Annotated in this window: 18 protein-coding genes and 1 pseudogene; 11 read left to right on the top strand and 8 right to left on the bottom strand. The window is 70.4% G+C overall.

Translation table 11 applies throughout. From position 1 onward, the window contains the following. Nucleotides 1-19: 19 nt before the first annotated feature. From HDA40_RS16380 to HDA40_RS16365, 4 genes are all read left to right on the top strand, one after another. On the top strand, nucleotides 20-793 hold the full coding sequence (locus HDA40_RS16380; RefSeq protein WP_253756690.1) for a sulfurtransferase: 774 nt from the start codon (nucleotides 20-22) through the stop codon (nucleotides 791-793). After that, nucleotides 790-1,968, top strand: coding sequence for an acetoin utilization protein AcuC (locus HDA40_RS16375; RefSeq protein ID WP_253756688.1), 1,179 nt, complete (start codon nucleotides 790-792; stop codon nucleotides 1,966-1,968). The genes HDA40_RS16380 and HDA40_RS16375 overlap by 4 nt, the downstream gene beginning before the upstream one ends. Before the next feature lie 2 nt (nucleotides 1,969-1,970). Further along, nucleotides 1,971-4,451 carry a GNAT family N-acetyltransferase gene (locus HDA40_RS16370; protein ID WP_253756687.1) on the top strand — a complete coding sequence of 827 codons (2,481 nt, stop codon included), beginning with the start codon at nucleotides 1,971-1,973 and terminating at the stop codon, nucleotides 4,449-4,451. Between the two features lie 78 nt (nucleotides 4,452-4,529). Further along, nucleotides 4,530-5,951, top strand: coding sequence for an ATP-binding protein (locus HDA40_RS16365; protein ID WP_253763648.1), 1,422 nt, complete (start codon nucleotides 4,530-4,532; stop codon nucleotides 5,949-5,951). Here the strand turns inward: HDA40_RS16365 and HDA40_RS16360 are convergent. After that, nucleotides 5,948-6,463 (bottom strand): ArsR/SmtB family transcription factor, encoded by a 516-nt coding sequence (locus HDA40_RS16360; RefSeq protein ID WP_253756685.1) that lies wholly within the window; start codon nucleotides 6,461-6,463, stop codon nucleotides 5,948-5,950. The two genes, HDA40_RS16365 and HDA40_RS16360, sit on opposite strands and share 4 nt — an antisense overlap. Before the next feature lie 56 nt (nucleotides 6,464-6,519). Here HDA40_RS16360 and HDA40_RS16355 point away from each other — a divergent pair, with 56 nt between their 5' ends. Continuing rightward, nucleotides 6,520-7,416: a S41 family peptidase gene (locus HDA40_RS16355; protein WP_253756681.1), complete on the top strand. Its 897-nt coding sequence runs from the start codon at nucleotides 6,520-6,522 to the stop codon at nucleotides 7,414-7,416. On the opposite strand, the gene HDA40_RS16350 is transcribed toward HDA40_RS16355, so the two are convergent. Continuing rightward, the gene (locus HDA40_RS16350; RefSeq protein WP_253756678.1) at nucleotides 7,391-9,568 is read right to left on the bottom strand and encodes a terpene synthase family protein; all 2,178 of its coding nucleotides are present in this window, start codon (nucleotides 9,566-9,568) and stop codon (nucleotides 7,391-7,393) included. The two genes, HDA40_RS16355 and HDA40_RS16350, sit on opposite strands and share 26 nt — an antisense overlap. A 267-nt stretch (nucleotides 9,569-9,835) precedes the next feature. Between HDA40_RS16350 and HDA40_RS16345 the strand changes: the two genes are divergently transcribed. From HDA40_RS16345 to HDA40_RS16330, 4 genes are read left to right on the top strand one after another with little or no spacing between them, the layout of a single operon-like run. Further along, complete coding sequence (locus HDA40_RS16345; protein ID WP_253756675.1) at nucleotides 9,836-11,263, top strand: family 2B encapsulin nanocompartment shell protein; 1,428 nt, start codon at nucleotides 9,836-9,838, stop codon at nucleotides 11,261-11,263. Then, on the top strand, nucleotides 11,256-12,392 hold the full coding sequence (locus HDA40_RS16340; RefSeq protein ID WP_253756672.1) for a polyprenyl synthetase family protein: 1,137 nt from the start codon (nucleotides 11,256-11,258) through the stop codon (nucleotides 12,390-12,392). The genes HDA40_RS16345 and HDA40_RS16340 overlap by 8 nt, the downstream gene beginning before the upstream one ends. A 6-nt stretch (nucleotides 12,393-12,398) precedes the next feature. Further along, entirely contained in the window at nucleotides 12,399-13,730 is a 1,332-nt protein-coding gene (locus HDA40_RS16335) for a DUF6923 family protein (protein ID WP_253756668.1), read from the top strand. Nucleotides 13,731-13,746: 16 nt separating this feature from the next. Further along, nucleotides 13,747-14,514, top strand: coding sequence for a bestrophin-like domain (locus tag HDA40_RS16330; protein WP_253756665.1), 768 nt, complete (start codon nucleotides 13,747-13,749; stop codon nucleotides 14,512-14,514). Here HDA40_RS16330 and HDA40_RS16325 read toward each other — a convergent pair. From HDA40_RS16325 to HDA40_RS16310, 4 genes are all read right to left on the bottom strand, one after another. Beyond that, entirely contained in the window at nucleotides 14,511-15,083 is a 573-nt protein-coding gene (locus HDA40_RS16325) for an HhH-GPD-type base excision DNA repair protein (protein WP_253756661.1), read from the bottom strand. The genes HDA40_RS16330 and HDA40_RS16325 overlap by 4 nt on opposite strands. A 128-nt stretch (nucleotides 15,084-15,211) precedes the next feature. Next, nucleotides 15,212-16,018 carry an SAM-dependent methyltransferase gene (locus HDA40_RS16320; protein ID WP_253756658.1) on the bottom strand — a complete coding sequence of 269 codons (807 nt, stop codon included), beginning with the start codon at nucleotides 16,016-16,018 and terminating at the stop codon, nucleotides 15,212-15,214. Between the two features lie 43 nt (nucleotides 16,019-16,061). After that, nucleotides 16,062-16,943, bottom strand: coding sequence for a Sco1979 family transcriptional regulator (locus tag HDA40_RS16315; RefSeq protein ID WP_504928320.1), 882 nt, complete (start codon nucleotides 16,941-16,943; stop codon nucleotides 16,062-16,064). 102 nt (nucleotides 16,944-17,045) lie between these two features. Then, nucleotides 17,046-17,306 (bottom strand): DUF397 domain-containing protein, encoded by a 261-nt coding sequence (locus HDA40_RS16310; RefSeq protein WP_372502875.1) that lies wholly within the window; start codon nucleotides 17,304-17,306, stop codon nucleotides 17,046-17,048. 211 nt (nucleotides 17,307-17,517) lie between these two features. On the opposite strand from HDA40_RS16310, the gene HDA40_RS16305 reads away from it, so the two are divergent. Further along, nucleotides 17,518-18,264: a GGDEF domain-containing protein gene (locus HDA40_RS16305; protein WP_253756653.1), complete on the top strand. Its 747-nt coding sequence runs from the start codon at nucleotides 17,518-17,520 to the stop codon at nucleotides 18,262-18,264. Between the two features lie 27 nt (nucleotides 18,265-18,291). On the opposite strand, the pseudogene HDA40_RS42550 reads toward HDA40_RS16305, so the two are convergent. Next, nucleotides 18,292-18,594 (bottom strand): annotated as a pseudogene (locus HDA40_RS42550) (VanZ family protein); the annotation flags it as partial. A 197-nt stretch (nucleotides 18,595-18,791) separates the two neighbouring features. On the opposite strand from HDA40_RS42550, the gene HDA40_RS16300 reads away from it, so the two are divergent. Beyond that, nucleotides 18,792-20,267 carry a DUF7782 domain-containing protein gene (locus HDA40_RS16300; RefSeq protein WP_253756650.1) on the top strand — a complete coding sequence of 492 codons (1,476 nt, stop codon included), beginning with the start codon at nucleotides 18,792-18,794 and terminating at the stop codon, nucleotides 20,265-20,267. Nucleotides 20,268-20,405: 138 nt separating this feature from the next. Here the strand turns inward: HDA40_RS16300 and HDA40_RS16295 are convergent, their stop codons facing one another. After that, the gene (locus tag HDA40_RS16295) at nucleotides 20,406-21,182 is read right to left on the bottom strand and encodes a sporulation protein (protein ID WP_253756647.1); all 777 of its coding nucleotides are present in this window, start codon (nucleotides 21,180-21,182) and stop codon (nucleotides 20,406-20,408) included. Between the last annotated feature and the right edge of the window lie 16 nt (nucleotides 21,183-21,198).

The following is a 21,198-nucleotide window of genomic DNA, read 5'->3' as shown; positions in this document are numbered from 1 at the left end:
ACCGGGGCCGCCTGACAGAATGGCGAGCGTGACCCCGTTCATCAGTTCCGAAGAGCTGGCGGCCCAGCTGCCCGAGGTGACCCTGCTCGACGTCCGCTGGCGGCTCGGCGGACCTTCCGGGCGGGGGGCGTACGCCGAAGGCCATCTGCCTGGCGCGGTCTTCCTCGACGTCGACGAGGATCTGTGCGGCCCGCCCGGCGACGGCGGCCGGCATCCGTTGCCGGATCGGGAGGAGCTGGCGGAGAAGCTGCGGGCCGCTGGGGTGAGCGCTGCCCGGCCGGTGGTGGTCTACGACGGCGGTGACCTGCTGGCCGCCGCGCGTACGTGGTGGACGTTGCGCTGGGCTGGTCATTCGGACGTGCGGGTGCTCGACGGCGGGCTGCCCGCCTGGACGGGCGAGCTCACGACCAAGACACCGGAGCCGAAGCCGGGCGACTTCGCCGTCGAGCCCGGTCACCTGCCGACGATCGAGGCCGACGAGGCGATCGACTTCGCCCGGACGGGCGTGCTGCTCGACGTACGCGCAGCAGAGCGCTTCCGCGGCGAGGTGGAGCCGATCGACGCCGTCGCCGGGCACATCCCGGGCGCCGTCAACGCTCCCGGCGAGCTTCCCGAGCTGCCGGCCGACAAGCCGGTCGGGGCTTACTGCGGCAGCGGCATCACCGCCGCCCGCGCGGTTCTCCAGCTGCACGCGAAGGGCCGGCCGGACGCGGCGATCTACCTCGGCTCGTGGAGCCACTGGATCACCGACCCGAGTCGACCGATCGCCACTGGGGAAGAGCCGGGCGCATGACGCGCAGCCTGGTCGTCTGGGACGAGTCGCTGCTCGCCTATGACCTCGGCGAGCATCCGCTCGACCCGGTCCGGGTACGCCTCACGATGGCCCTCGCCAACGCGTACCACTTGCTGGAAAGGCCGGGTGTCACGGTCCGCAAGCCGGCCGCGGCGACCGACGAGGAGCTGGGCCTGGTTCACCGGGCCGACTACATCGCGGCCGTGAAGGCCGCGCCCGACGACTTCTTCTTCCAGGGTTTCGGCCTGAACACCTCGGACAACCCGGTGTTCGACGGGATGCACGAGGCGTCGGCGCTGATCGCCGGGGCGACGTTGACCGCCGCCCGCGCGGTGTGGGCGGGGGAGCAGGACCGGGCGGTCAACATCGCGGGCGGGCTGCATCACGCGATGCCGGCGCGGGCCTCCGGATTCTGTGTCTACAACGACCCGGCGATCGCCATCGCCGATCTGCTCGCGAAGGGCGCGGAGCGGATCGCCTATGTGGACATCGACGTGCACCACGGCGACGGGGTGCAGACGGCGTTTTACGACGATCCCCGGGTGCTCACGATCAGCCTGCACGAGACACCGATCGCGCTGTTCCCCGGCACGGGGTTCCCGGAGGAGACCGGCGGCCCGAACGCCGAGGGCAGCGCGGTGAACGTGGCCCTGCCGCCCGGTACGAACGACCGTGACTGGCTGCGGGCGTTCCACGCGGTGGTCCCCGGTCTGCTGCGGGCCTTCCAGCCGCAGGTGCTCTTCACACAGTGTGGGGCCGACCCGCATCGCCTCGACCCGTTGGCGGACCTCCGGCTGTCGGTCGACGGGCAGCGGGCGGCCTACCACGCCCTGCGGGACCTGGCCGAGGAACTGTGCGGCGGGCGCTGGATCGCCACCGGCGGCGGCGGGTACGCCCTGGTCGAAGCGGTGCCGAGGGCGTGGACCCATCTCCTCGCGACGATCACCGGCGACCAGCTCGACCCGGCGACCCTGATCCCCCGGGAGTGGATCGACCTCGCAGAGAGCCTGTGCCCGGAGCGTGTGGCCCCGCAGCGGATGACCGACGACGGAGACGTCCGTTACGTGCCGTGGGTGCCGGAGGCCGAGCCGACGCCGCTCGACCGCGCGATCCTCGCGACGCGCAAGGCGGTCTTCCCGCTGCACGGCCTCGACCCGTACGACCCTCGGGACTAGCCATGCGGGATCCGGTGGATGTGCTGCTCTCCGACGGCTCGACGGTGCGGATCCGGCCGATCGAGCCGTCGGATGCCGAGGCCATCGTGGCGATGCACGGCCGGTTCTCCGAGCGCACCCGATACATGCGCTACTTCTCGCCGTACCCGCGGATTCCGGCGCGCGACCTCGACCGGTTCGTCAACGTCGACCATCGTGACCGCGAGGCGATCGTGGTGCTGCACGGCCGGCCCGACGGCAGCGCCGAGATCATCGCGGTCGGCCGCTACGAGCGCCTCGGCCCGCAGGCGCCCGACGCCGAGGTGGCGTTCGTGGTCGCCGACGCCTTCCAAGGCCGCGGCATCGGCTCCGTGCTGCTCGAACACCTCGCTGCCAGCGCCGAGCCGGCCGGGATCACGCGGTTCGTCGCCGAGGTCCTCCCCGAGAACGGCGCGATGCTGCGCGTCTTCGCCGACGCGGGCTACCAGGTCAACCGCGAATACGCGGACGGCGTCGTCCACCTGACCTTCCCGATCGCGCCCACCGACCGCTCGCGGCAGGTCCAGGCCGATCGCGAGCGGCGTACCGAGGCCAGGTCTGTGGCGCGGCTGCTCCGGCCACGGGGGATCGCGGTCTATGGGGCCTCCCGCTCCGGGTCCGGCGTCGGTTCCGCGCTCGTCCGGCACATTTCCGAGTCGTACGCACAACGCCCGCACCTGATCCGGCCCGGTGCATCACTGTCCGCTGTGGACGAAGACGTCGACCTGGCGGTGGTGGCCGTGCCGCCGTCCGCCGTTCCCGCCGTCGTTCAGGACTGCGCCGGCCGGGTGGCCGGACTGCTCGTGGTGACAGATCTCGATCAGACCCAGCGTCGGGAACTCGTCCGGACGGCACGCGCCACCGGCATGCGGGTGATCGGGCCGGGCAGCCTCGGAGTGGCCGCCCACGGACTCAACGCGACCCTGTCGCCGCAGTTGCCACCGCCGGGCCGGGCCGCCCTGTTCTGCCAGTCGGGCACGCTCGGGTTGCTGCTCATGGCGGAGGCGGACCGCCGAGGGCTGGGCGTGTCGAGCTTCGTCAGCGTCGGCCAGCGCGGCGACGTCTCCGGCAACGACCTGTTGCAGTACTGGGCCGGCGATCCCGACACCGACGTGATCCTGATGTATCTGGAGACCTTCGGCAATCCCCGCAAGTTCGCCCGGATCGCCCGGGAGGTGGGGCGGCAGAAGCCGATCGTCGTGCTGTCGGGGCGTACCGGGCTGGGGTCCACCTTGGACCCCTCGGCCATGCAGGCGCTCAGGGAGCACTCCGGGGTGATCCAGGTCGACACGGTTGCCGAACTCGTCGACGTCGGCCTGCTGCTGACCGGCGCACCGATGCCGTCCGGCCGCCGGGTCGGGATCGTCGGCAACGCCGCCCCACTCGCCTCGCTGGCCGGCTCCGCCGTCGTCTCGGCCGGACTCGCGGTCGGGCCAGTCGCCACCGTCGGCCCGTCGGCGGGCGAGGACGAGTTCACCGCCGCGCTCGGCCGCGCGCTCACCGCGGAGGAGACGGATTCCCTGCTGGTCGTGGTCTCCCCGCCGTTGCCGACCGGGGCGATGACGCTGTCCGACTCCGGCGCGACGCCGTACGCGCAGGCCATCGCCGACGCGGCGGCGGGGAGCGAGAAACCGCTCGTGACGACGTTCCTCTACGGAAGCGCGCCCGACTCTGTGCCGAGCTATCCGTCCATTGAGGAAGCCGTCCGGGCGCTCGCCCGGGTGAGCCGCCGCGCCATGTGGCTCCGCGAATCCGAAGGCGTCCTCCCGCCGTCCCCGGTCCCGGCCCCACCGCTCGTCGTTTCCACTGTGGAGGAGGCGCTGGCGGCGTACGGGATCGAGGTGGTGCCGAACCTTCGGGCACAGGGGATCGACGACGTCCTCGCCGCCTTCACCAAGCTGGGCGGGGTGCCGGTCGCGCTCAAGGTGGTGGAACGCCCGCACCGCATCGACCTCGGGGCGGTCCGCCTGGACGTCGACGACGAGGCTCAGCTGCGCCGGGCGTACCAGGACCTGGAGGGGCTCTTCGGAGCCGGCGTGGAGATCTTCGTCCAGCCGATGGTCGCGCCGGGCGTCGCCTGCATCGTCGAACTGGTCGACGATCCCGCGTTCGGGCCGGTCGTCGGCTTCGGCCTCGGCGGAGTGGTGGCCGACCTGGTCGGCGACCGAGCCTGGCGAGCCGCGCCGTTGACCGATCGCGACGCCTTCGACCTGGTACGCACACCGCGCGCTGCCGACCTCCTCACCGGAGCGGCCGGCGGCGCCCCCGTACGCGTCGCCGACCTGGAGGATCTGCTGCTCCGCGTCGGCCACCTCGCCGACGAGGTGCCCCACGTCCGGCGGCTCACCCTCAACCCCGTGCTCGCCCGCCCCGACGGGTACGCCGTGCTCCAGGCCTGGGGCGTGATCGAGGAGCCGCAACCGCGGCCGGATACCGGCCCGCGCCTGCTCCCCCCGGCCCGCTGATCCTGATACGCTCAGATGTGAGTCAATCATCCGTGAAAGACTCATGCGTGAGCGTATTATGTGAAGGCGGTGAGCAGCATGGATGGATTCGTCGGCCGGCGGACGGAGTTGGCCCAGCTCACCAAGCTTCTTGATCGCGTGCGCTCCGGCGGCCGGACGGGTCGCCCTGGTCGTGCGGTGCTCATGCGTGGGCGCCGCCGGGTCGGCAAATCCCGCCTGGTCGAGGAGTTCGTCCGGCGTGCCGCAGTGCCGCATGTCTTCTACACCGCTTCCGCCCAGCCGTCGGCGGAAGCGGAGTTGCGCCTGTTCATCCAGGCCGGCGCGGAGTCGGACCTGCCGCGGGCCACGATGTTCGACGGTCAGGAACCGAGCACGTGGGATGCGGCGTTGCGCCTGCTGGTCGCAGCGATTCCGGACGATCAGCCGAGTGTCGTCGTGCTGGATGAGATGCCCTACGTCATCGCGACGGATCCTGGCTTCGAGGGCACGCTGCAGAAGATCTTCGACCGCGACCTCTCGGCCAAGCCGGTGCTGCTGATCTGCATCGGATCCGACTTGGCGATGATGGAGGCGCTCAACGAGTACGGCCGGCCGTTCCATCAGCGTGCCACGGAGATGGTGGTGCCACCGCTCAGTCCGGCCGACGTCGGCAGCATGCTCGATCTGCCCGCCGCGGAGGCGATCGACGCCTACCTGGTCTCCGGTGGACTGCCGCTGGTGCTCGACGAATGGCCGCACGGAGCGTCGGTGGACGAGTACCTCGCGGAGGCGGTGCCGGATCCCACGTCGGCGCTGCTGGTCAGCGGTGAACGCGCGCTTGCCGCCGAGTTCCCGCCGGAATCCCAAGCCCGGCTGGTGCTGACCGCCCTGGGCAGCGGTGAACGCGCCTACAGCCTGATCGCCCGAGCGGCCGGAGGCATGCCGCACGCGTCGTTGACCCGTGCCCTGACGCTGCTCACCGCGAAGCGGGCCGTGCAGGCGGTCACGCCGCTGTCGACGCAGCCGTCCAAGGAGACCCGATATCTGATCGCCGACCCCCATCTGCGTTTCTGGCTGGCCTTTCTCGGGCCGTATCTGACCGAGATCGACCGAGGGCGCGGCGACCTCACGCTGGCCCGGATCCGGCGATCCTGGACTGATTGGCGAGGCACGGCGGTCGAACCGGTGATCCGCGACGCGCTCGGTCGCATGCCGGGCGACGTCCTACCGGCGGAGACCGGCGTCGTCGGCGGCTACTGGACGCGTACCAACGATCCGCAGATCGATCTCGTGGGCGCGGATCGGGGTCCGATCGCGAAGAAGATCACCATGGCCGGATCGATCAAGTGGCTGGAACGGCGAGCCTTCGACTCGCACGACTTCGCCGAACTCGTGGTCCACCGGGCGAAACTTCCGGGCGCGGACGCCATGACACCGCTGCTGGTGGTTTCCCGTAGCGGATCCAGCGTCGACGGCGTAAGCCTCGTCGGGCCGGAGGAGATCGTCGGCGCGTACCGCTAAGGCGAAGGCGGGGTGGGGGCGGGGGTGAAGAGGCCGGTGAGCAGCCGGTAGCGAGGCTCCGCCTCGTCCGCCTCTTCGAGACCGTCGACCAGGTCGGACAGGGTCGCGACGAGCTGGGCCGCCTGGGCGCGGGTGAGGTGGACGTACCGCAGGAGCAGGAACGGATCGGGTTCGGCCGCCTCGATCTCCTCGGACAGGACGCGCAACGTGAGAGCTTTCTGGGCGGACGCCTGCTCGCCGGTGAAGTTCAGCCGTTTCGCCGTGCGTTCGTAGTACTGCTCGGTGCCGCCGCGCACGGGCCGGGTGTACGCGATCTTCACCATCCCCGCCTCGCGCAGTACGCCGAGATGGTGCGCGACGTTGCCTTTGCGCGTACCGAGGTCCACGGCGAGCTGGCTGATCGTGGCTTGCCGACGGCCGAGCGCGAACAGCAGGCGCAGGCGCGTCGGGTGGCCGAGGGCGGCGTACTGGGCGGCCGAGGAGACCTCCAGAACCTCTTCCGGTTCCGTCATGAGTTAAGTGTCAAGGACTCTTGACGCTTTCGTCAAGACCATGCTTCACTTCCGGCATGACAACCGTGGAGAAGTTCCGGGACCTGCTGCGCCAGCACTACGTCTTCCCGGAGATGGCCGAAAAGATCGACGAGATTCTGGCCGAGGGCGTCGCCTCCGGGCGCTACGCCGTGGCCGACGAAGCCGAGCTGGCCGCGCTGGTGACCGCCGACGCTCAGCGGATCAACGGGGACAAGCACCTGCGTCTGCTGTACCACGCGGAGGAGCTGCCCGAGCCGGCCGACGAGAGCATGGAGGCTCAGGAAGCGGCGTTCCTCGCCGAGATGGTCACCTTCGCCGGGCGGACGGCGTCGGGCATGCACCGGGTCGAGCGGCTCGACGGCAACGTCGCCTACCTCGACATCCAGCCGCGGCTGCTGCCTGCCGTGATCACCGCGGAGGCGATCTCGGCCGCCATGACGCTGGTGGCGGACGCCGACGCGCTCATCGTCGACGTGCGCGGCTGCCTCGGTGGTGAGCCGTCGATCGTGGCCCTGCTGCTCAGCTACCTCTTCGACGACGAGGAGACGCCGCTGACCGGGATCTACGACCGGGCCAGCGACTCGACGCGCCAGTGGTGGACGTTCGCCACCGTGCCCGGTCGCCGTTACGGCGGCAGCAAGCCGGTCTACGTCCTCATCGGACCGAAGACGTTCTCGGGCGGCGAGCAGGTGGCGTACGACCTGAAGGTGACCGGCCGGGCGACCCTGGTCGGCCAGGCGACGCGGGGAGGGGCGCATCCGCGCGTCGGCGTACGCCTGACTCCGCACCTGGAGGCGTCCATCCCCACCGCGCGGGCGGTGCACCCGTTGACCGGCACGAACTGGGAAGGCGTCGGCGTCGCCCCCGATGTCGAGGTCGACGCCGACGCCGCGTTCGAGACCGCGCTCAGCCTGGTCCGGCCGGCGAGCTGAGCGAGGGGAGCCGGGCGGCCGAAGTGCCCAGCCCGGTCGGCATCGGCACCGACGGCTTCGGCGAGGCGTACCGGTCCCGTAAGGACGCCTCGTCGTAGCGCGTGGTCCCCTGATGCCACCGCAGGATGCCGGCCATCCAGTCCCGTAGCTCGTCGGCGTAGCTCAGCAGCGCCGTGCGTACCTCGGTGGACAGCCGCTGATCGGCGAAGAGCCGGGGCAGGTCGTCGGCGACGAGGTGTTCGAACTGCCGGAGCCGGGCCTCCATGAGGTCGGCGGTGATCGCCGAGGCGGTGAGCGCGTCGCAGTTCAGGAACCGCTGGATCACCAGTACGCCGTTGGCCAGCTCACCTTCGTACTGGATCTCCTTCTGGTAGGAGAACAGGTCGTTGGTGAGACAGGCGTAGTCGGCCGCCGAGTCGTCCAGTGCCCGCAGTGGACGACTTTGATACACCTCGGCCGGGACGACGTCCGACCGGGTGATCCGGCACAGGCTCATGGTGAGCTGCGAGCCGAAGGTGAACCGGCGCATCTCCAGGTAGTCCACCGGGTCGGCGACCCGGTTCTGGCTCTGCTGGAGCAGCTCCCACCGCCAGCTGTCGACCATGCCCAGCACGGCGTCCCGGAACTCGTGCCGGGCGCGGTCGTCCATCGTGATCGCGGTCCGGGCCCAGAGATCGGCCAGCCCCAGCTCGACCGGGTTGGCCGGGATCACGCCGGAGGCCGGCCCGGACAGCGGCATGAACAGCCGCATCCGCTGGGTGAACGCCTTCGCGCCGGCGAAGTCCCGCGTACGCCCGAAGACGTGCGGGAAGTAGTCGTCGCCGTAGGTGCCCCAGGCGAGCCATTGCGAGGACAGGTCCAGCTCCGGCCCCGACGCCCGCCAGTGCACCATGGCGGCGCAGTACGCGAAGTCGAACCCGGCCACCAGCGGCGCCGTCCACAGGCCGCTCCCGAACAGTCCGGGAGTGGGACCGAGCATGCCCATGCGGGCCGCCCAGTCGATCGTGTTGCGCCGAGCGGCGTGCAGATGCGGGCTCTGCTTGGTCGCGTACGGCATGGGGATCGCCGGGAGCGGGAGGTGCCCGACCGCCTGGTGCGGCACGTGACTGAAGCTGCGGGTGAGCCCGGCGAACGCGCTCGGCGGAACCGGGAGGGCCGCAGTGGCGAGCTTGTTCATGTACCGCGACGACCGCAGGTGCCATTCGTGGCCGCCGCTCTGCCAGTCCTGCAGCCCCTGGATGTAGCGGAGGGTGTCCGCCTGCCGGGCCGGGTCCAGGTGGTGCTCGGCGAACAGGCCGGGCAGTTCGGTCAGCGCGGTGTTCTCGAACTGATGCAGCCGCGAGGTGAGCAGGTCGTTGACGGTGTCGGCGGCCTCCTGCGGCGAACAGCCCAGGAAGTGCTCGACCACCAGTACGCCGTTGTTGACCTCGCCCTCCTGCTCGGTCTCCCGCTGATAGGAGAAGATGTCGTTGCGCAGGTGTACGCCGTCGGAGAAGGTGTCCCGGAGGACGCGTAACGGCCGGGTGCGGGCGACGGCCGCCGGGATCTCCGCCGCCACGGCGAACTCGACGAGCCCGGCGGACCAGGGCGCGCCGCCCACCTTGCGGCGCATCTCGACGTACTCGACCGGGTTCGGGATGCGCTTCTCGCTGATGTTGCCCAGCTCCCACAGCGATTCCTGGAGCAGATGCAGGGTGGCCTCGGCGAACCGTTCCCGCCAGGCGGCCGACATCGCCGGAACGGTTCGTGTCCACAGGTCGGCCAGCCCTCGCTCGACCGCGTTCGCCGGAGTCGGCATCGATTCGCCGCCGATCGGCATGAACGCGGGTAGGCGGTCCAGATAGGACTTGGCTCCGTCGCGGTCCTGCGTACGCTTGTAGACGTCCAGGAAGTGGTCGTCGAAGAAGAAGACCCAGACGTACCAGTCCGTCACCAGCGCCAGGCGGTCCGCCGAGGCGTCGGGGTGCGTATACGCACAGAGCAGCGGGTAATCATGGGAGTCGTACGTCTGCTCGTCCCAGATCCCGGAACCCTCGATCATCTCCATCTCGCGCGCCCAGGCCTTGCTGTGGACGCGGACGTACTCGAGGTGGGGACTCAGCCGGGCCGGGTGCGGGACGTAGAACTCGGGCAGCCGGAATGGTTGTGACATGGGCAGCGACCCTTCTGGAAGAACCGGCGCCGGCAGGACCGGCGCCGGTGTGCTCTCCTGATCCCACCCCATCGAATCGCCCATAGCACGTGATTTCACCTCCAATGGTGATTTAGCTTGACAGTCCTGCCAAGGCCGCTGATCTCATTGCGCCAAGCGGCCCGTACCGCCGCCCGCCGAAGGCATTCGGATCGAGTGCCCGGCGTCAGCTCCACCATCGCCGGGGACCGCCGGCGGTGCCCCCGAAGCAGATCGGACGGTGGCGAAATGACGATCCTCGATGCTCCGAGCGAGCCCGTCGAAGCGGGGACCGACTCCCCGAACGGCCGGTCGAGCCTCAGTACCGCAGCGGCGCGGAACCTGGCGACGACCACCAAGTCCGTCCCCCAGATGCAGGAGATCACCTCCCGCTGGCTGCTCCGGGTGCTGCCCTGGCTCCAGGTCACCGGTGGGGCGTACCGGGTGAACCGGCGGCTCACCTATGCCGTCGGCGACGGCCGGCTGACCTTCACCAACATCGGCGACCAGGTCCGGGTGGTCCCGCCGGAGCTGCGGGAGCTCCCACAGCTCCGGGACTTCGACGACATCGCGACGCTGGACGCGCTGTCCCGGCGCTTCGCCCAGCGTGAGTACGCCGCCGGCGACTCGATCGTCGAGGCGGGCGCGGCGGCCGATCAGCTCTACCTGCTGGCGCACGGCAAGGCCGACAAGGTCGGCGTCGGCGAGTACGGCGCCAAGGCGGTGCTCGGCGTGCTGGCCGACGGCGAGTACTTCGGCGATCAGGTGCTCGTCGAATCTGACCTGACCTGGGATTACTCGGTACGCGCAGCGACCTCCTGCATCGTGCTGAGTCTCCCGCGCCGGTCCTTCGAGGAGGTCGCCGAGCAGTCCCCGGCGCTCGCCGAGCACCTCGGCCGATTGCGCAGCAGCCGGGTGCCGCGGCAGAACCGGCACGGCGAGGCGGAGATCGAGCTGTCCGCCGGGCACGACGGCGAGCCGATGCTGCCGAGCACTTTCGTCGACTACGACCTGTCGCCCCGGGAGTACGAACTCAGCGTCGCGCAGACCGTGCTGCGCATCCACAGCCGTGTCGCCGATCTTTACAACCATCCGATGAATCAGACCGAGCAGCAGTTGCGATTGACCGTTGAGGCTCTTAAAGAACGACAGGAGTTCGAGATGGTCAACAACCGCGAGATCGGTCTGTTGCACAACGCCGATCTCAAGCAACGCATCCACACGCGGACCGGGCCGCCCACCCCGGACGACTTCGACGAACTGCTCAGCCGCCGCCGTAGCACCCACGTGTTGCTGGCGCATCCACGGGCGATCGCCGCGTTCGGGCGGGAGTGCACCCGCCGCGGCATCTATCCGGCCATGATCGACTTCCAGGGCCACCACATGCCGTCGTGGCGTGGGGTGCCGCTGCTGCCGTGCTCGAAGATCCCGGTGACGGACACCCACACCACGTCGGTCATCGCCATGCGGCTCGGGGAACAGGAGCAGGGCGTCGTCGGGCTCCACCAGACCGGGCTCCCGGACGAGTACGAGCCGAGCCTGTCGGTCCGCTTCATGGGGATCAACGACCAGGCGATCATGTCCTACCTGGTCAGCGCGTACTACTCGGTCGCGATCATGGTCCCCGATGCGGTCGGTGTCCTCGAGAACGTCCAGATCGGGCACTTCCATGACTGAGGGTCCCGTCGACGCCCCGGCTCGTTCGCGTACGCCTGAGGTGGACGCGAACGCCGGACGTGTGGCACCGGCGCAGCCCACGCCGGCTGCCCAGGTCGCCAGACAGGCCGTCGACTCGGCCCGGGCGCTGGCCGAACCGGCGCTGCGGGCCGCCGTCGACACGTTGCCGGCCGTGCTGCGACACGCGTCGGGGTACCACTTCGGCTGGTGGGACCGGCACGGCATTCCGGCCGCGCACGGCCCGACCGGCAAGGCGTTGCGCCCGGCGCTGGTGTTGCTGGCGGCTCAGGCCGTGGGCGGTGCACCCGCCCCGGCGCTGCCCGCCGCCGTCGCGGTCGAGCTGGTGCACAACTTCTCGCTGGTCCACGACGACGTCATGGACGGCGACGAGACCCGGCGACATCGGCCGACGGTGTGGAAGGAGTTCGGCGTCGCGCAGGCCATCCTGGTCGGCGACGCCCTGCTCACGCTCGCCGTCGAGACCCTCGGCACGCTCAGCGGGCCGTCCGACTCCCGGGTGGCCGGTCCCACCCGGGCGCGGCTGGCCCAGAAGATGCTGTCGGGGGCGGTCGGCGACCTGCTCCACGGCCAGGGCGAAGACCTGGCCTTCGAGTCGCGCGACGACGTCACCACGGCGGAGTGCCTGGCCATGGCCCGGCGCAAGACCGGGGCGCTGATCGAATGCGCCACCGGTCTCGGGGCACTGCTCGGCGGCGGCACCGCCGAGCAGGTCGCCCGGCTTCGCGGCTTCGGGGCGGACCTCGGGCTCGCCTTCCAGATCACCGACGACCTGCTCGGCATCTGGGGCGATCCCGCGGTCACCGGCAAGCCCGTCTACTCCGACCTGCGCAGCCGGAAGAAGAGCCTGCCCGTCGTCGTCGCGCTGCGCTCGGGCGTTCCCGCTGCCCGGCCGCTGCTTGCGGCGTACGCGTCGGAGGAGGAGCTGAAGGAGGCGGACCTGGCAGAGGTCGCGGCGGCCGTGGACGCGGCCGGCGGACGGCAGTGGTGCGTGGCGCAGGCGAGCGAGCTGATCAGCCGGGCGCTGGACCGGTTGCACGACGACCCGCCGTTGGCCCGGACGCTGGAGCTGACCGCGCTGGCGCGGCTGCTCACGCAGCGGGATCGGTAGCGGGTCGTGCCCGGCGCGTGGACGCTCGCGCTGGCCCTGACCGCCGGGGTGGTCGCCGGACCGACCACCCCGGCGGCGGAGCCGTTGTGCCGCAACGGTTTTCTGCTCACCCAAGACAAGGCGCTGCTGCGCTTCGACGAGAACGCCCACGGGTACGCGAAGCTCGCCGAGCTGCCGAAGCCGGTCAACGCGCTCGGTTACTTCGCCGATCTCGGGTACGCGATCTCCGGCGGCCAGACGGTCACCATCGATGGATCGGGCCACGTGAACTCGGTGGGACCGGCGGTCGTCCCAGGTGCGTATGCCGGCGCGGTGGCCGGTTCGGACTGGCTGCTGCTGGACGGGTCCACCCTGGTGGACGTGCGGCTCCCGGCGCTCACGGTGGCGCGCCGGGTTCAGCTGTCGGACCAGATCGACCTGGGGGACTGGGCGGTGAACCCGCTCGACGGCGCGCTCTACGGGTTGGCCGCCGGGCCGAGTCGGCTCGTCCGCGTCGATCCCGCTACCGGCGCGGTCTCCGCTGCGGCCCTTCCCACTGTGGACGGAGTCGCGTTCGGGGCGGTGTCGATCAGTGCGTTCGGCGTACTGATGGCGTTGGAGAACTCGTCGGGCCGGATCTACCGGATTCCGTTGACCGACCCGTCGCAGGCGAGCTTCATCGAGGCGGGGGTGCAGGCGTACCACGCGGATGCCACCGCGTGCCCGATCCTCTGGGACTACGGCTCGTCCGAGAACGGCGAAGCGCCGCGCAACACCGTCACGACCATGGGGGTGTTGAGCCTCGGCGGCTCGGTGGGCGCCGACGACGGCCTGCCGGCCCCGACGATCGCCGCCGACGCGACGTCGTGGCGGGTGACGGTTGCGGTGCGGAACACCACGCCGGAACCTGCCCTGCTCGCGGGCTGGCTCGGCGACGCCCGCGCCACCGCCGAGGTGCCGTCCGGGGCGGAATCCGCCGTCCTGTCCTGGCCACGGGTCAGCGTGCCGCGCACGGCCCGCAGTCTGCGCCTGCTCCTGCGGTTGTACGCCGGAAGCCCAGCCGTCGTGCAGCCGACCGGATCGGCCTCCGGCGGCGAGGTCGAGGAGTACGCCGTGAGCATCCGCTGGCCCCAGCCGATTCCCCATGATCCGCCGTCGCCGCCGGTTCAGCCGTCGCCGTCCACTGTGGCTTCGTCGCTACCGCCGTCGCCTTCGCAGTCTTCGTCTCCGGTGGCGCTGGCCGCGGTGCGCCGGCCGCCCGCGCCACCCGCGCCGAAAAGGAAGCTGCCGCTCACGCTGACCTTCTTCGCGGGCCTGCTCGTCCCCGCGATCACCCTGGCGGCTCGCGTACGCCGATGACCTTGGGGGGCTCCCGATGGATGTCATGCTCACCGGAACACTCGTCACAGTCGGGGCCGCCGCCGCGTCGGTCGGTGGCTTCCTCCTGATCTCCAAGGTCGTCCCGCGCCGATGGCTGGTCGCCGACACGGACGCCGCCAGCACGCTCTACGCCACCATCGGGATGGCGTACGCCATCCTCATCGCCATCGCCGCGATCGCCATCTGGGAACCCCGGTCGGCCGCCGCGTCGAGCACCGACCTCGAAGCCGGCAGCCTCGTCGAGGCGTACTGGTCGGCCGACCAACTCGCCCCGGCCGACCGAACCGAGGTACGCGACCTGATCGTGGCGTACCTCGGGGAGGCGACCGGTCCGGAGTGGACGCGGTTACGCGTACGCCACGAACCGGACGACGGGGCCGAACTGCTCTTCACGGAGCTGCGCCGGCGAGTCGACGCCGTACACCCCCAGACCGATCCGGAGCAGAACGCGTACGCCCAGCTCAGCGCCCAGATCAGCGCGGCGGCCGGGGCTCGGAGCGGCCGCCTGCAAGCCGCCGGGGAAGGAATGCCCGGCCTGCTCTGGCCGGTGCTGATCGCCGGTGGGCTGGTCAGCGTGGTGTTCCTCTACCTGTTCGGGCTGGAGCGCACCTTCCCGAACGGGCTCATGATGGCCGTCGTCGGTGCGATGATCGCGCTGCTGCTCTTCGTCCTCTACCAGGTGGAGTACCCGCTCAGCCGGGCGTTCGCGGTCACCCCGGACAGCCTGACGACCGCGCTCGCCCGGTTACGCGGCCTGCCCTAACCCTTCGCCGCAACCTTCGCGGCCTTCTTGTACTCGCGTACCTTCGTCAGGGAGGCCGCGTCGACGATGTCGGCCGCCGAACGGAACGACCCCTCCTCGCCGTACGCCCCGGCCGCCTCGCGCCACCCCGCCGGCTGCACGCCGAGCTGCTTGCCGAGCAGGGCGATGAGGATGTGCGCCTTCTGCTTGCCGTAGCCGGGCAGTGCCGTCAGCCGGTTGAAGAGGTCCTTGCCGTCGGCCGCCTCGCCCCAGATCCGGCCGGCGTCGCCGTCGTACTCGTCGGTGACGGCTTGGCAGAGTTGCTGCGTACGCTGCGCCATCGAGCCGTGATAGCGATGGATGGCCGGGGGGACGGCGTAGATCCGGGCGAAGTCCTCCGGATCGTGCCCGGCGATGGCCGCCGCGTCGAGATGCTGTACGCCGAGCCGCTCGGCCAGCCGGAACGGCCCCGCGAACGCCTTCTCCAGGGGCTGCTGCTGGTCGAGGAGCATCCCGATGAGCAGTGCCAGCGGGTCGGTCGCGAGCATCTCGTCGGCGGCCGGCTCCTGAGCGAGGAAGAGCTTCGACATGGCCCCAGCTTGCCAGACCGCGGTGTGCCTGTAGTGGGCAGATCACGGATATGCATGCTTCCGAGGTCCAAGATCGCATGCATATCCGTGATCTGCCGCTCAAGAGCGCCAGCGGGAAAGGGGGAGCGTCAGCGCTTGTGGCCGACGCCGCACCACTCGGTGACGACGGCCTCGTCGTTGCCGTCCGGCCGCCAGTGCGAAACGGTCACGAAGCCGGGGTCGAGGACGTCCAGCCCTTCGAAGTACTCGGAGATGGCGGCGGGCGTACGCGCGCAGATGGGGGCCGAGCCGCTGGAGTTCCACATCTGCATGGCGCGCTCGACCGCCTCCCGGTGGACCTCGGCCGTGGGATGCGACATGACGAGGTAGCTGCCTTCGGGTACGGCGTCGAGCAGCTTGGCGACGATCGCGGCGGCCTCGGCGTCGTCGACGACGAAGTTCAGGATGCCGAGCAGCATGATCGCCATCGGCCGCTCGAAGTCGAGCGTACGCGCGGCGTTCTGCAGGATCGTCTCCGGATCGCGGATATCGGCGTCGATGTAGTCGGTCGCGCCTTCGGGCGTACTCGTCAGGAGAGCACGCGCGTGGACGAGGACCATGGGGTCGTTGTCCACATAGACGATCCGCGCGGCGGGGTTGGTCTTCTGGGCGACCTCGTGCGTGTTGTTCGCGGTCGGCAGGCCGGTGCCGATGTCGAGGAACTGGTCGATTCCGGCAGGTCCGGCGAGGTGGCGGACCACGCGGCCGAGGAATTCGCGGTTGTAGCGGGCGGACTGCACCAGCTCCGGCATGAATGCCAGGACCTGCTCGGCCGCCTCACGGTCGGCGGCGAAGTTGTCCTTGCCGCCGAGCAGGTAGTTCCAGAGCCGCGCGGAGTGGGCCACCGAAGTGTCCAGCCGGGACAGCAGCTCTGAGTTTTGCGGTGCGTCGTTCACAGCAATGCACCTCGCATGAAGGGTCGGGGATCCATAGATTAGGTCACTGAGCCAGGTCTGCCGCGATTTTGCGGAGGATGTCGGGCGTCTGTTCCGGCGGCGCGGCCTCGATGCAGAGCGTCTCCATGACGATCTGGTACTGGTCGACGTCTTCGCGCTTGTCGAGGTAGATCGCGCTCGTCAGCTGCTCCACGTAGACGACGTCGGGCAGGTCCGGCTCGGCGAACCGCATGATGCTGAAGGCACCGCCGTGCGCCGCGTGCCCGCCGATGAGGAACGGCACGACCTGGATGCGTACGTTGGGCAGCTCGCTCGCCTCGATGAGCGCCTCGAGCTGGGCGATCATGACCTTTCGGCCGCCGACCGGGCGCCGCAGCGCGCCTTCGTCGACGACGGCCCAGAACTGGGGTGCGTCCGGTCTACGCAGCACCTGCTGGCGGGTCATCCGCAGTTCGACGCGACGGTCGATCCCCTCGGCCCCCGTACGCGCGTGCCCGAGGCTCACGACGGCCCGGGCGTAGTCGGCGGTCTGGAGGAGGCCGGGGACGAACTGGACCTCGTAGTTACGGATCAGCGACGCCGCCGACTCCAGTCCGATGTAGGGCTGGAACCACGCGGGCAGGATGTCGCTGTATCGATGCCACCAGCCGGGCGCGTTCGCCTCCCGGGCCAGGGTGAGCAGGCGTTCGCGCTCGTCGCCCTCGGCCAGCCCGTAGTGGGTGAGCAGGTCGGCCACGTCGCGTTCCTTGAACCCGACGCGGCCCAGCTCCATCCGGCTGATCTTGGACTCGGACGCCCGGATCTGCCAGCCGGCGTCTTCCCGGGAGATCCCTTGGGCTTCCCGCAGCCGGCGGAGGTGCGCTCCAAGCATGATCCGCAAGGCGGTGGGCCCGCCGCCGCTGCCGGCCTCGAACGGGGCGACCACGGGCGCTCACCTCCCAGTTTCCTGATCGTGATCTGAAGCATGCCTTATGTGGACTGATCGGCGGTTCACCGATCCGGTGGTATGCGTGTCGGCGCCGCGCTGTCACGGCCCGCCGGGGACCACCAGATCGTCGAACTCGCCGTCGCGTACGCCCGCGACGAAGGCGGCGATCTCCTCGGCCGTGAACACGAGCGCCGGCCCGTCCGGGTTCCGGGAGTTGCGGATCGCCACGCCCGAGCCCTCCGGCAATCGGGCGACCTCTACGCAGTTCCCGCTCGCGTTGCTCCGTCCGCTCTTGCGCCAGGTCAGATGCTGGCCCTGGATCCAGTCAGTCACGAACTTGATTCCCTCCCCGCGGTTCATCTGTCGTCTGCACGTGCATCCGCTCTTGCATCCGCACCGTGCAGAGCGCATCATAACCCCAGTGACCTGGTACTGATTGTCTTCAGTGGATGACGGCGAAGCCCGCCGAAAACCTCGATAAGCGGTCCGGAGTCCACATATTCCGTCGAACGGCCATATTGCGAAATCGGGCGGCCGATACCGTCGGCCCGCGCGAAAGGGGAGCGCAGCCGTGAATCCAGCCGTCGTCGCGATCGTCCTGACCGGCTTGGCTGGCGTGGGGGTGGCGGTCTGGCTGGGCCGGCGGGTTCGCCAGGCCGAGGCGGCCGCCGTCGAGCTGCGCCGGAAGGTGCTCGTCGAGCGCATCGCCGCCCGGCAGGATTCGCTGACCGGCCTGCTCAATCGGCGCGCGTTCTACGAATTGGGCACCGCGTTGCTCGCCGACCCGGCCCGGCTCCCGATGACCGCGGTGCTGGTCGACATCGACGGATTTCAGCGGATCAATCACGGGTACGGGCAGATCGTCGGCGATGAGGTGCTCGTCGCGCTCGGCCGCCGATTCGCGGACTACGTGGGCGGCCAGCTCGTGGCGCGGCTCGGCGGAGACGAGTTCGTCGCGCTCGTCCGCGGATCGGGTGCGGACCCCGACCCCGACCGGCTAGAGGAACTGCTCGCCACCCCGATCTGGGTCGGCGGTCAGGTCATCCGGATCACCGCGACGGTCGGAGTATCCGATGTGTCCGGTCCGGCCGACCTCACCCGGGCGCTGCGCCGGGCCGAGTCGATGCTGCGGCGTACCAAGATCGTCCAGCGGCGGGCCCGGACGCTGCCCAACCCCGTCACCCGCACCACCCCCACCGAGGGCAGCCCGCTCGAACAAGCCCTGCTGAGCGGGCACGAGGCCCGCGTCGAGGGAGCCGGCGTCGACCCCGTCTACTGCCGGACCCGGGTGGTCGCCAAGCGGCGCCGGCGCCACTGACCGCCGGCTCCAGCGAAGGGTCAGCAACGCGCCCAGGGCCGCCCCGGCGGTGTTCTGAAGGACGTCGTCGAGGCTGGAGATCCGGCCCAGGTGGAAGGCGTACTGGGCGGTCTCGATCGCGGCGGAGTAGCCGGCCGCCAGCAGGACTACCCGCGACAGGCTCAGCCACCGCCAGCGGATCGGCGCCAACGCGCCCAGCGGCAGCAGGAAGACCAGGTTCGCGAAGATCTGCACGAACGCCTCCGCGCCGTCCCCGCGTACCTGGGCCACCAGGTCCACCAAGGGGCGCAGACTGATCCGCTCGGGTCCGTGCAGCGGGGTCAGCGCCATCCACGTCCACGGCAAGGTCCCGACGAACACCCCCGCGAGCAGCGCGTACGCGCGCCAGTCCCGGCCCCGTCTCGCTCCCGCCCACACGATGAGTACGCACACCGCAGCGACCCCAGCGGTGGAGACCAGAACGAGTCCCCAGCGCTGGATCAGTGCCGCTATCAGGTCCGAAGGCATGGTGCTGGCAGGATAGGGCAGTGACCGAACAGCAGGGCATCCTGGATCGCAGCGGCCTCGATCAACTGCGCGACGCGCTCGTCGACGCCGAGTTCACCCAGGCAGGCGTGGCCGCCCGGATCGGGCCGGAGGCCTGGGCCGCCGCCGGGCGCGAGGACTTCCGGGCCACCCTGGCCGCCACCGACGGCGCGGACGACGCTTTGGGCGTACTGGTGCGGGTGTTCCTCGCCGGGCAGACCGAAGCCGAGGAGACCGTGGCCGCCGCGCTCGGCGGGCTGCCGCTGCCGCAGGCACTGGCCTCCGGGTTGGTCGAACGGGCCGAGGACGGCCTGCGCGCCGGAATCGACCTGGACATCTACGGGGACTGGTGGGTCGTCGCCGACCTGCCGGCCGCGGCCCGGCCAGGCCGTCCACTACCCGCCGATCACGTGCTCGGCGTCGGCATGGCCTCGATGACGCTCGCCGACGCCACCATCCGTCGCCCCGTCGGCAGCGCACTGGACCTGGGCACGGGCTGCGGCGTACAAGCTCTGCATCTGTCCGAGCACGCTGCGACGATCACCGCGACCGATCTCTCGGAGCGGGCGTTGCGGTTCGCCGCGACGACCGCGCACCTCAACGGGCTGTCCTGGGAGCTGCTGGCGGGCGACCTGCTGGCACCGGTCGCGGGACGGCGGTTCGACCAGGTGGTGAGCAACCCGCCGTTCGTGGTGGGGCCGGGCGTGACCACCCACACCTACCGTGACTCGGGGCGGCCCGGCGACGGCGTCTGCGCGGAGCTGGCGGCGGCCGCGCCCCGGCTGCTGAACCCCGGCGGCACGATGCAGTACCTGGCGAACTGGGTGCACGTGGCGGGCGAGGACTGGACCGAGCGCGTCGCCGGCTGGTTCGCGGGGACCGGCTGCGACCTGTGGGTCATCCAGCGCGAAGTGACCGAACCCCTCGACTACGTACGCCTCTGGCTCTACGACGCGGCCGAGGGCCACGATCCGCAGCGGGCCGCCGCCTGGCTGGACTGGTTCGACCGCAACAAGATCGAAGCCATCGGCTTCGGGCTGATCAGCGCCCGGTACAGCGGCTCCGACGAGCCGATCGTGGTCTGCGAAGACGCCTTCCAACGCCTCGACCAGCCAGTCGGCGTGCAGGTCGCCAACTGGTTCGACCGTCAGGACCACCTGTCCGGAGTGGACCTCGACGGGCTGCTGGACCTGCGACTGCGTACGGCGCCCGGGCTGCTGCTACGGCAGGACGCCACGATGAGCCCAGACGGCTGGGCAGTCGACCGGCAGATCCTCGAACTGACCGACGGGATGCACTGGGCCGAGGAGATCGACCCGCTGATCGTCTCCCTCGTGGGCGGCTGCGACGGCAACACCACGCTGCGAGAACTGGTGACGTTGCTGGCCGCCGCCCACGAAGCGCCCTTCGACCTGCTGGCGCTGTCGCTGGCGGGCATCGTCCGCCACCTGATCACCCGCGGCCTCCTCCTCCCGTGACCGCTCCCGCTCGCTCCGCTCCCGCTCGCTCCGCTCCCGCGGGGCTGTCCGCGCGATCATGAACTAACGGTCGTGATCAATCGGCGTGTCGTGTCCGTAGCTCCCTGATCAACTCCGTAAGAGCCTGATCGACTTCGGTCAGAAGAGGCCGCCGCGTCGGCACGACTCCATGATCCAGTCGTCCAGCGTGCCCTTCCAGTCGGTGTCGCCGAGCGCCGAGTGGTCGACGACGAAGCGGCCGAAGACCTCGCGGTTCGGGATGAGCCCGCCCCGGCGGTCGAGTTCGAGGACCACCTGGGTCGAGACCGGTCCGGCGACGAAGGTGACTTCGAGCTGGTTGAGCATGGTGGCGTACTTGGCGGCGGGGTGGAACTCGATCTCCTGGAAGAACGGGAGCGTCTGATCCACGCCGCGTAGGGTGCCGTGCTCCACATCAGAGCGGAGGATCCGGAAGCCGAGATCCAGCAACGCCTTGACGACCGTCTCCTGCGCCGGCAGCGGCGTCGTCTCGATCGGGTCGAGGTCGCTGCCGTCGAACGCGCGGGCGACCTCCAACTCCGTACGCAGTCCCAGCTCGACCGTGCCGAGCCGCTGCCCGGCGATCATCGTGAGCGGAGCCTCGTAGGGCACGAGGTACTCGAAGGGGAATTCGCGCTCCTCGCCGGGGGCGAGCCCGAACGATCCGGTCAACGCCTGGCGCGCGAAGAAGACGTCGTCGAAGTGGGTGTCGTCGCCGTCGACGCATACCTTTGTAGACAGTCCGAGGACGACCTTCGAGACGGTGACCGGCCGCGAACCGCCGACGACTTGGACGACGCCGCTGACGTCGCCGCCGGGCTGGGTTCGCTTGGCCTGCAACGTCGTCGCGACGCTCGGTCCACCGGCGCCGAAGAGCTGGCGCAGCCGGTTCAACACGTTTTGTTCCTCCCCA

The organism is Hamadaea flava (assembly GCF_024172085.1).
In the GTDB taxonomy this organism is placed as follows: Bacteria; Actinomycetota; Actinomycetes; order Mycobacteriales; family Micromonosporaceae; genus Hamadaea; species Hamadaea flava.
Note: the sequence above shows the minus strand (reverse complement) of the source record. Positions and strands in the feature narration are given on the sequence as shown.

Coding starts and splice junctions, on each gene's coding strand:
- HDA40_RS16310 (WP_372502875.1), bottom strand. CDS start 17,306: ATGAACCGCGGGGAGGGAATCAAGTTCGTGACTGACTGGATCCAGGGC.
- HDA40_RS16330 (WP_253756665.1), top strand. CDS start 13,747: ATGGATGTCATGCTCACCGGAACACTCGTCACAGTCGGGGCCGCCGCC.
- HDA40_RS16340 (WP_253756672.1), top strand. CDS start 11,256: ATGACTGAGGGTCCCGTCGACGCCCCGGCTCGTTCGCGTACGCCTGAG.
- HDA40_RS16345 (WP_253756675.1), top strand. CDS start 9,836: ATGACGATCCTCGATGCTCCGAGCGAGCCCGTCGAAGCGGGGACCGAC.
- HDA40_RS16380 (WP_253756690.1), top strand. CDS start 20: ATGGCGAGCGTGACCCCGTTCATCAGTTCCGAAGAGCTGGCGGCCCAG.
- HDA40_RS16375 (WP_253756688.1), top strand. CDS start 790: ATGACGCGCAGCCTGGTCGTCTGGGACGAGTCGCTGCTCGCCTATGAC.
- HDA40_RS16360 (WP_253756685.1), bottom strand. CDS start 6,463: ATGACGGAACCGGAAGAGGTTCTGGAGGTCTCCTCGGCCGCCCAGTAC.
- HDA40_RS16350 (WP_253756678.1), bottom strand. CDS start 9,568: ATGTCACAACCATTCCGGCTGCCCGAGTTCTACGTCCCGCACCCGGCC.
- HDA40_RS16365 (WP_253763648.1), top strand. CDS start 4,530: ATGGATGGATTCGTCGGCCGGCGGACGGAGTTGGCCCAGCTCACCAAG.
- HDA40_RS16355 (WP_253756681.1), top strand. CDS start 6,520: ATGACAACCGTGGAGAAGTTCCGGGACCTGCTGCGCCAGCACTACGTC.
- HDA40_RS16325 (WP_253756661.1), bottom strand. CDS start 15,083: ATGTCGAAGCTCTTCCTCGCTCAGGAGCCGGCCGCCGACGAGATGCTC.
- HDA40_RS16370 (WP_253756687.1), top strand. CDS start 1,971: ATGCGGGATCCGGTGGATGTGCTGCTCTCCGACGGCTCGACGGTGCGG.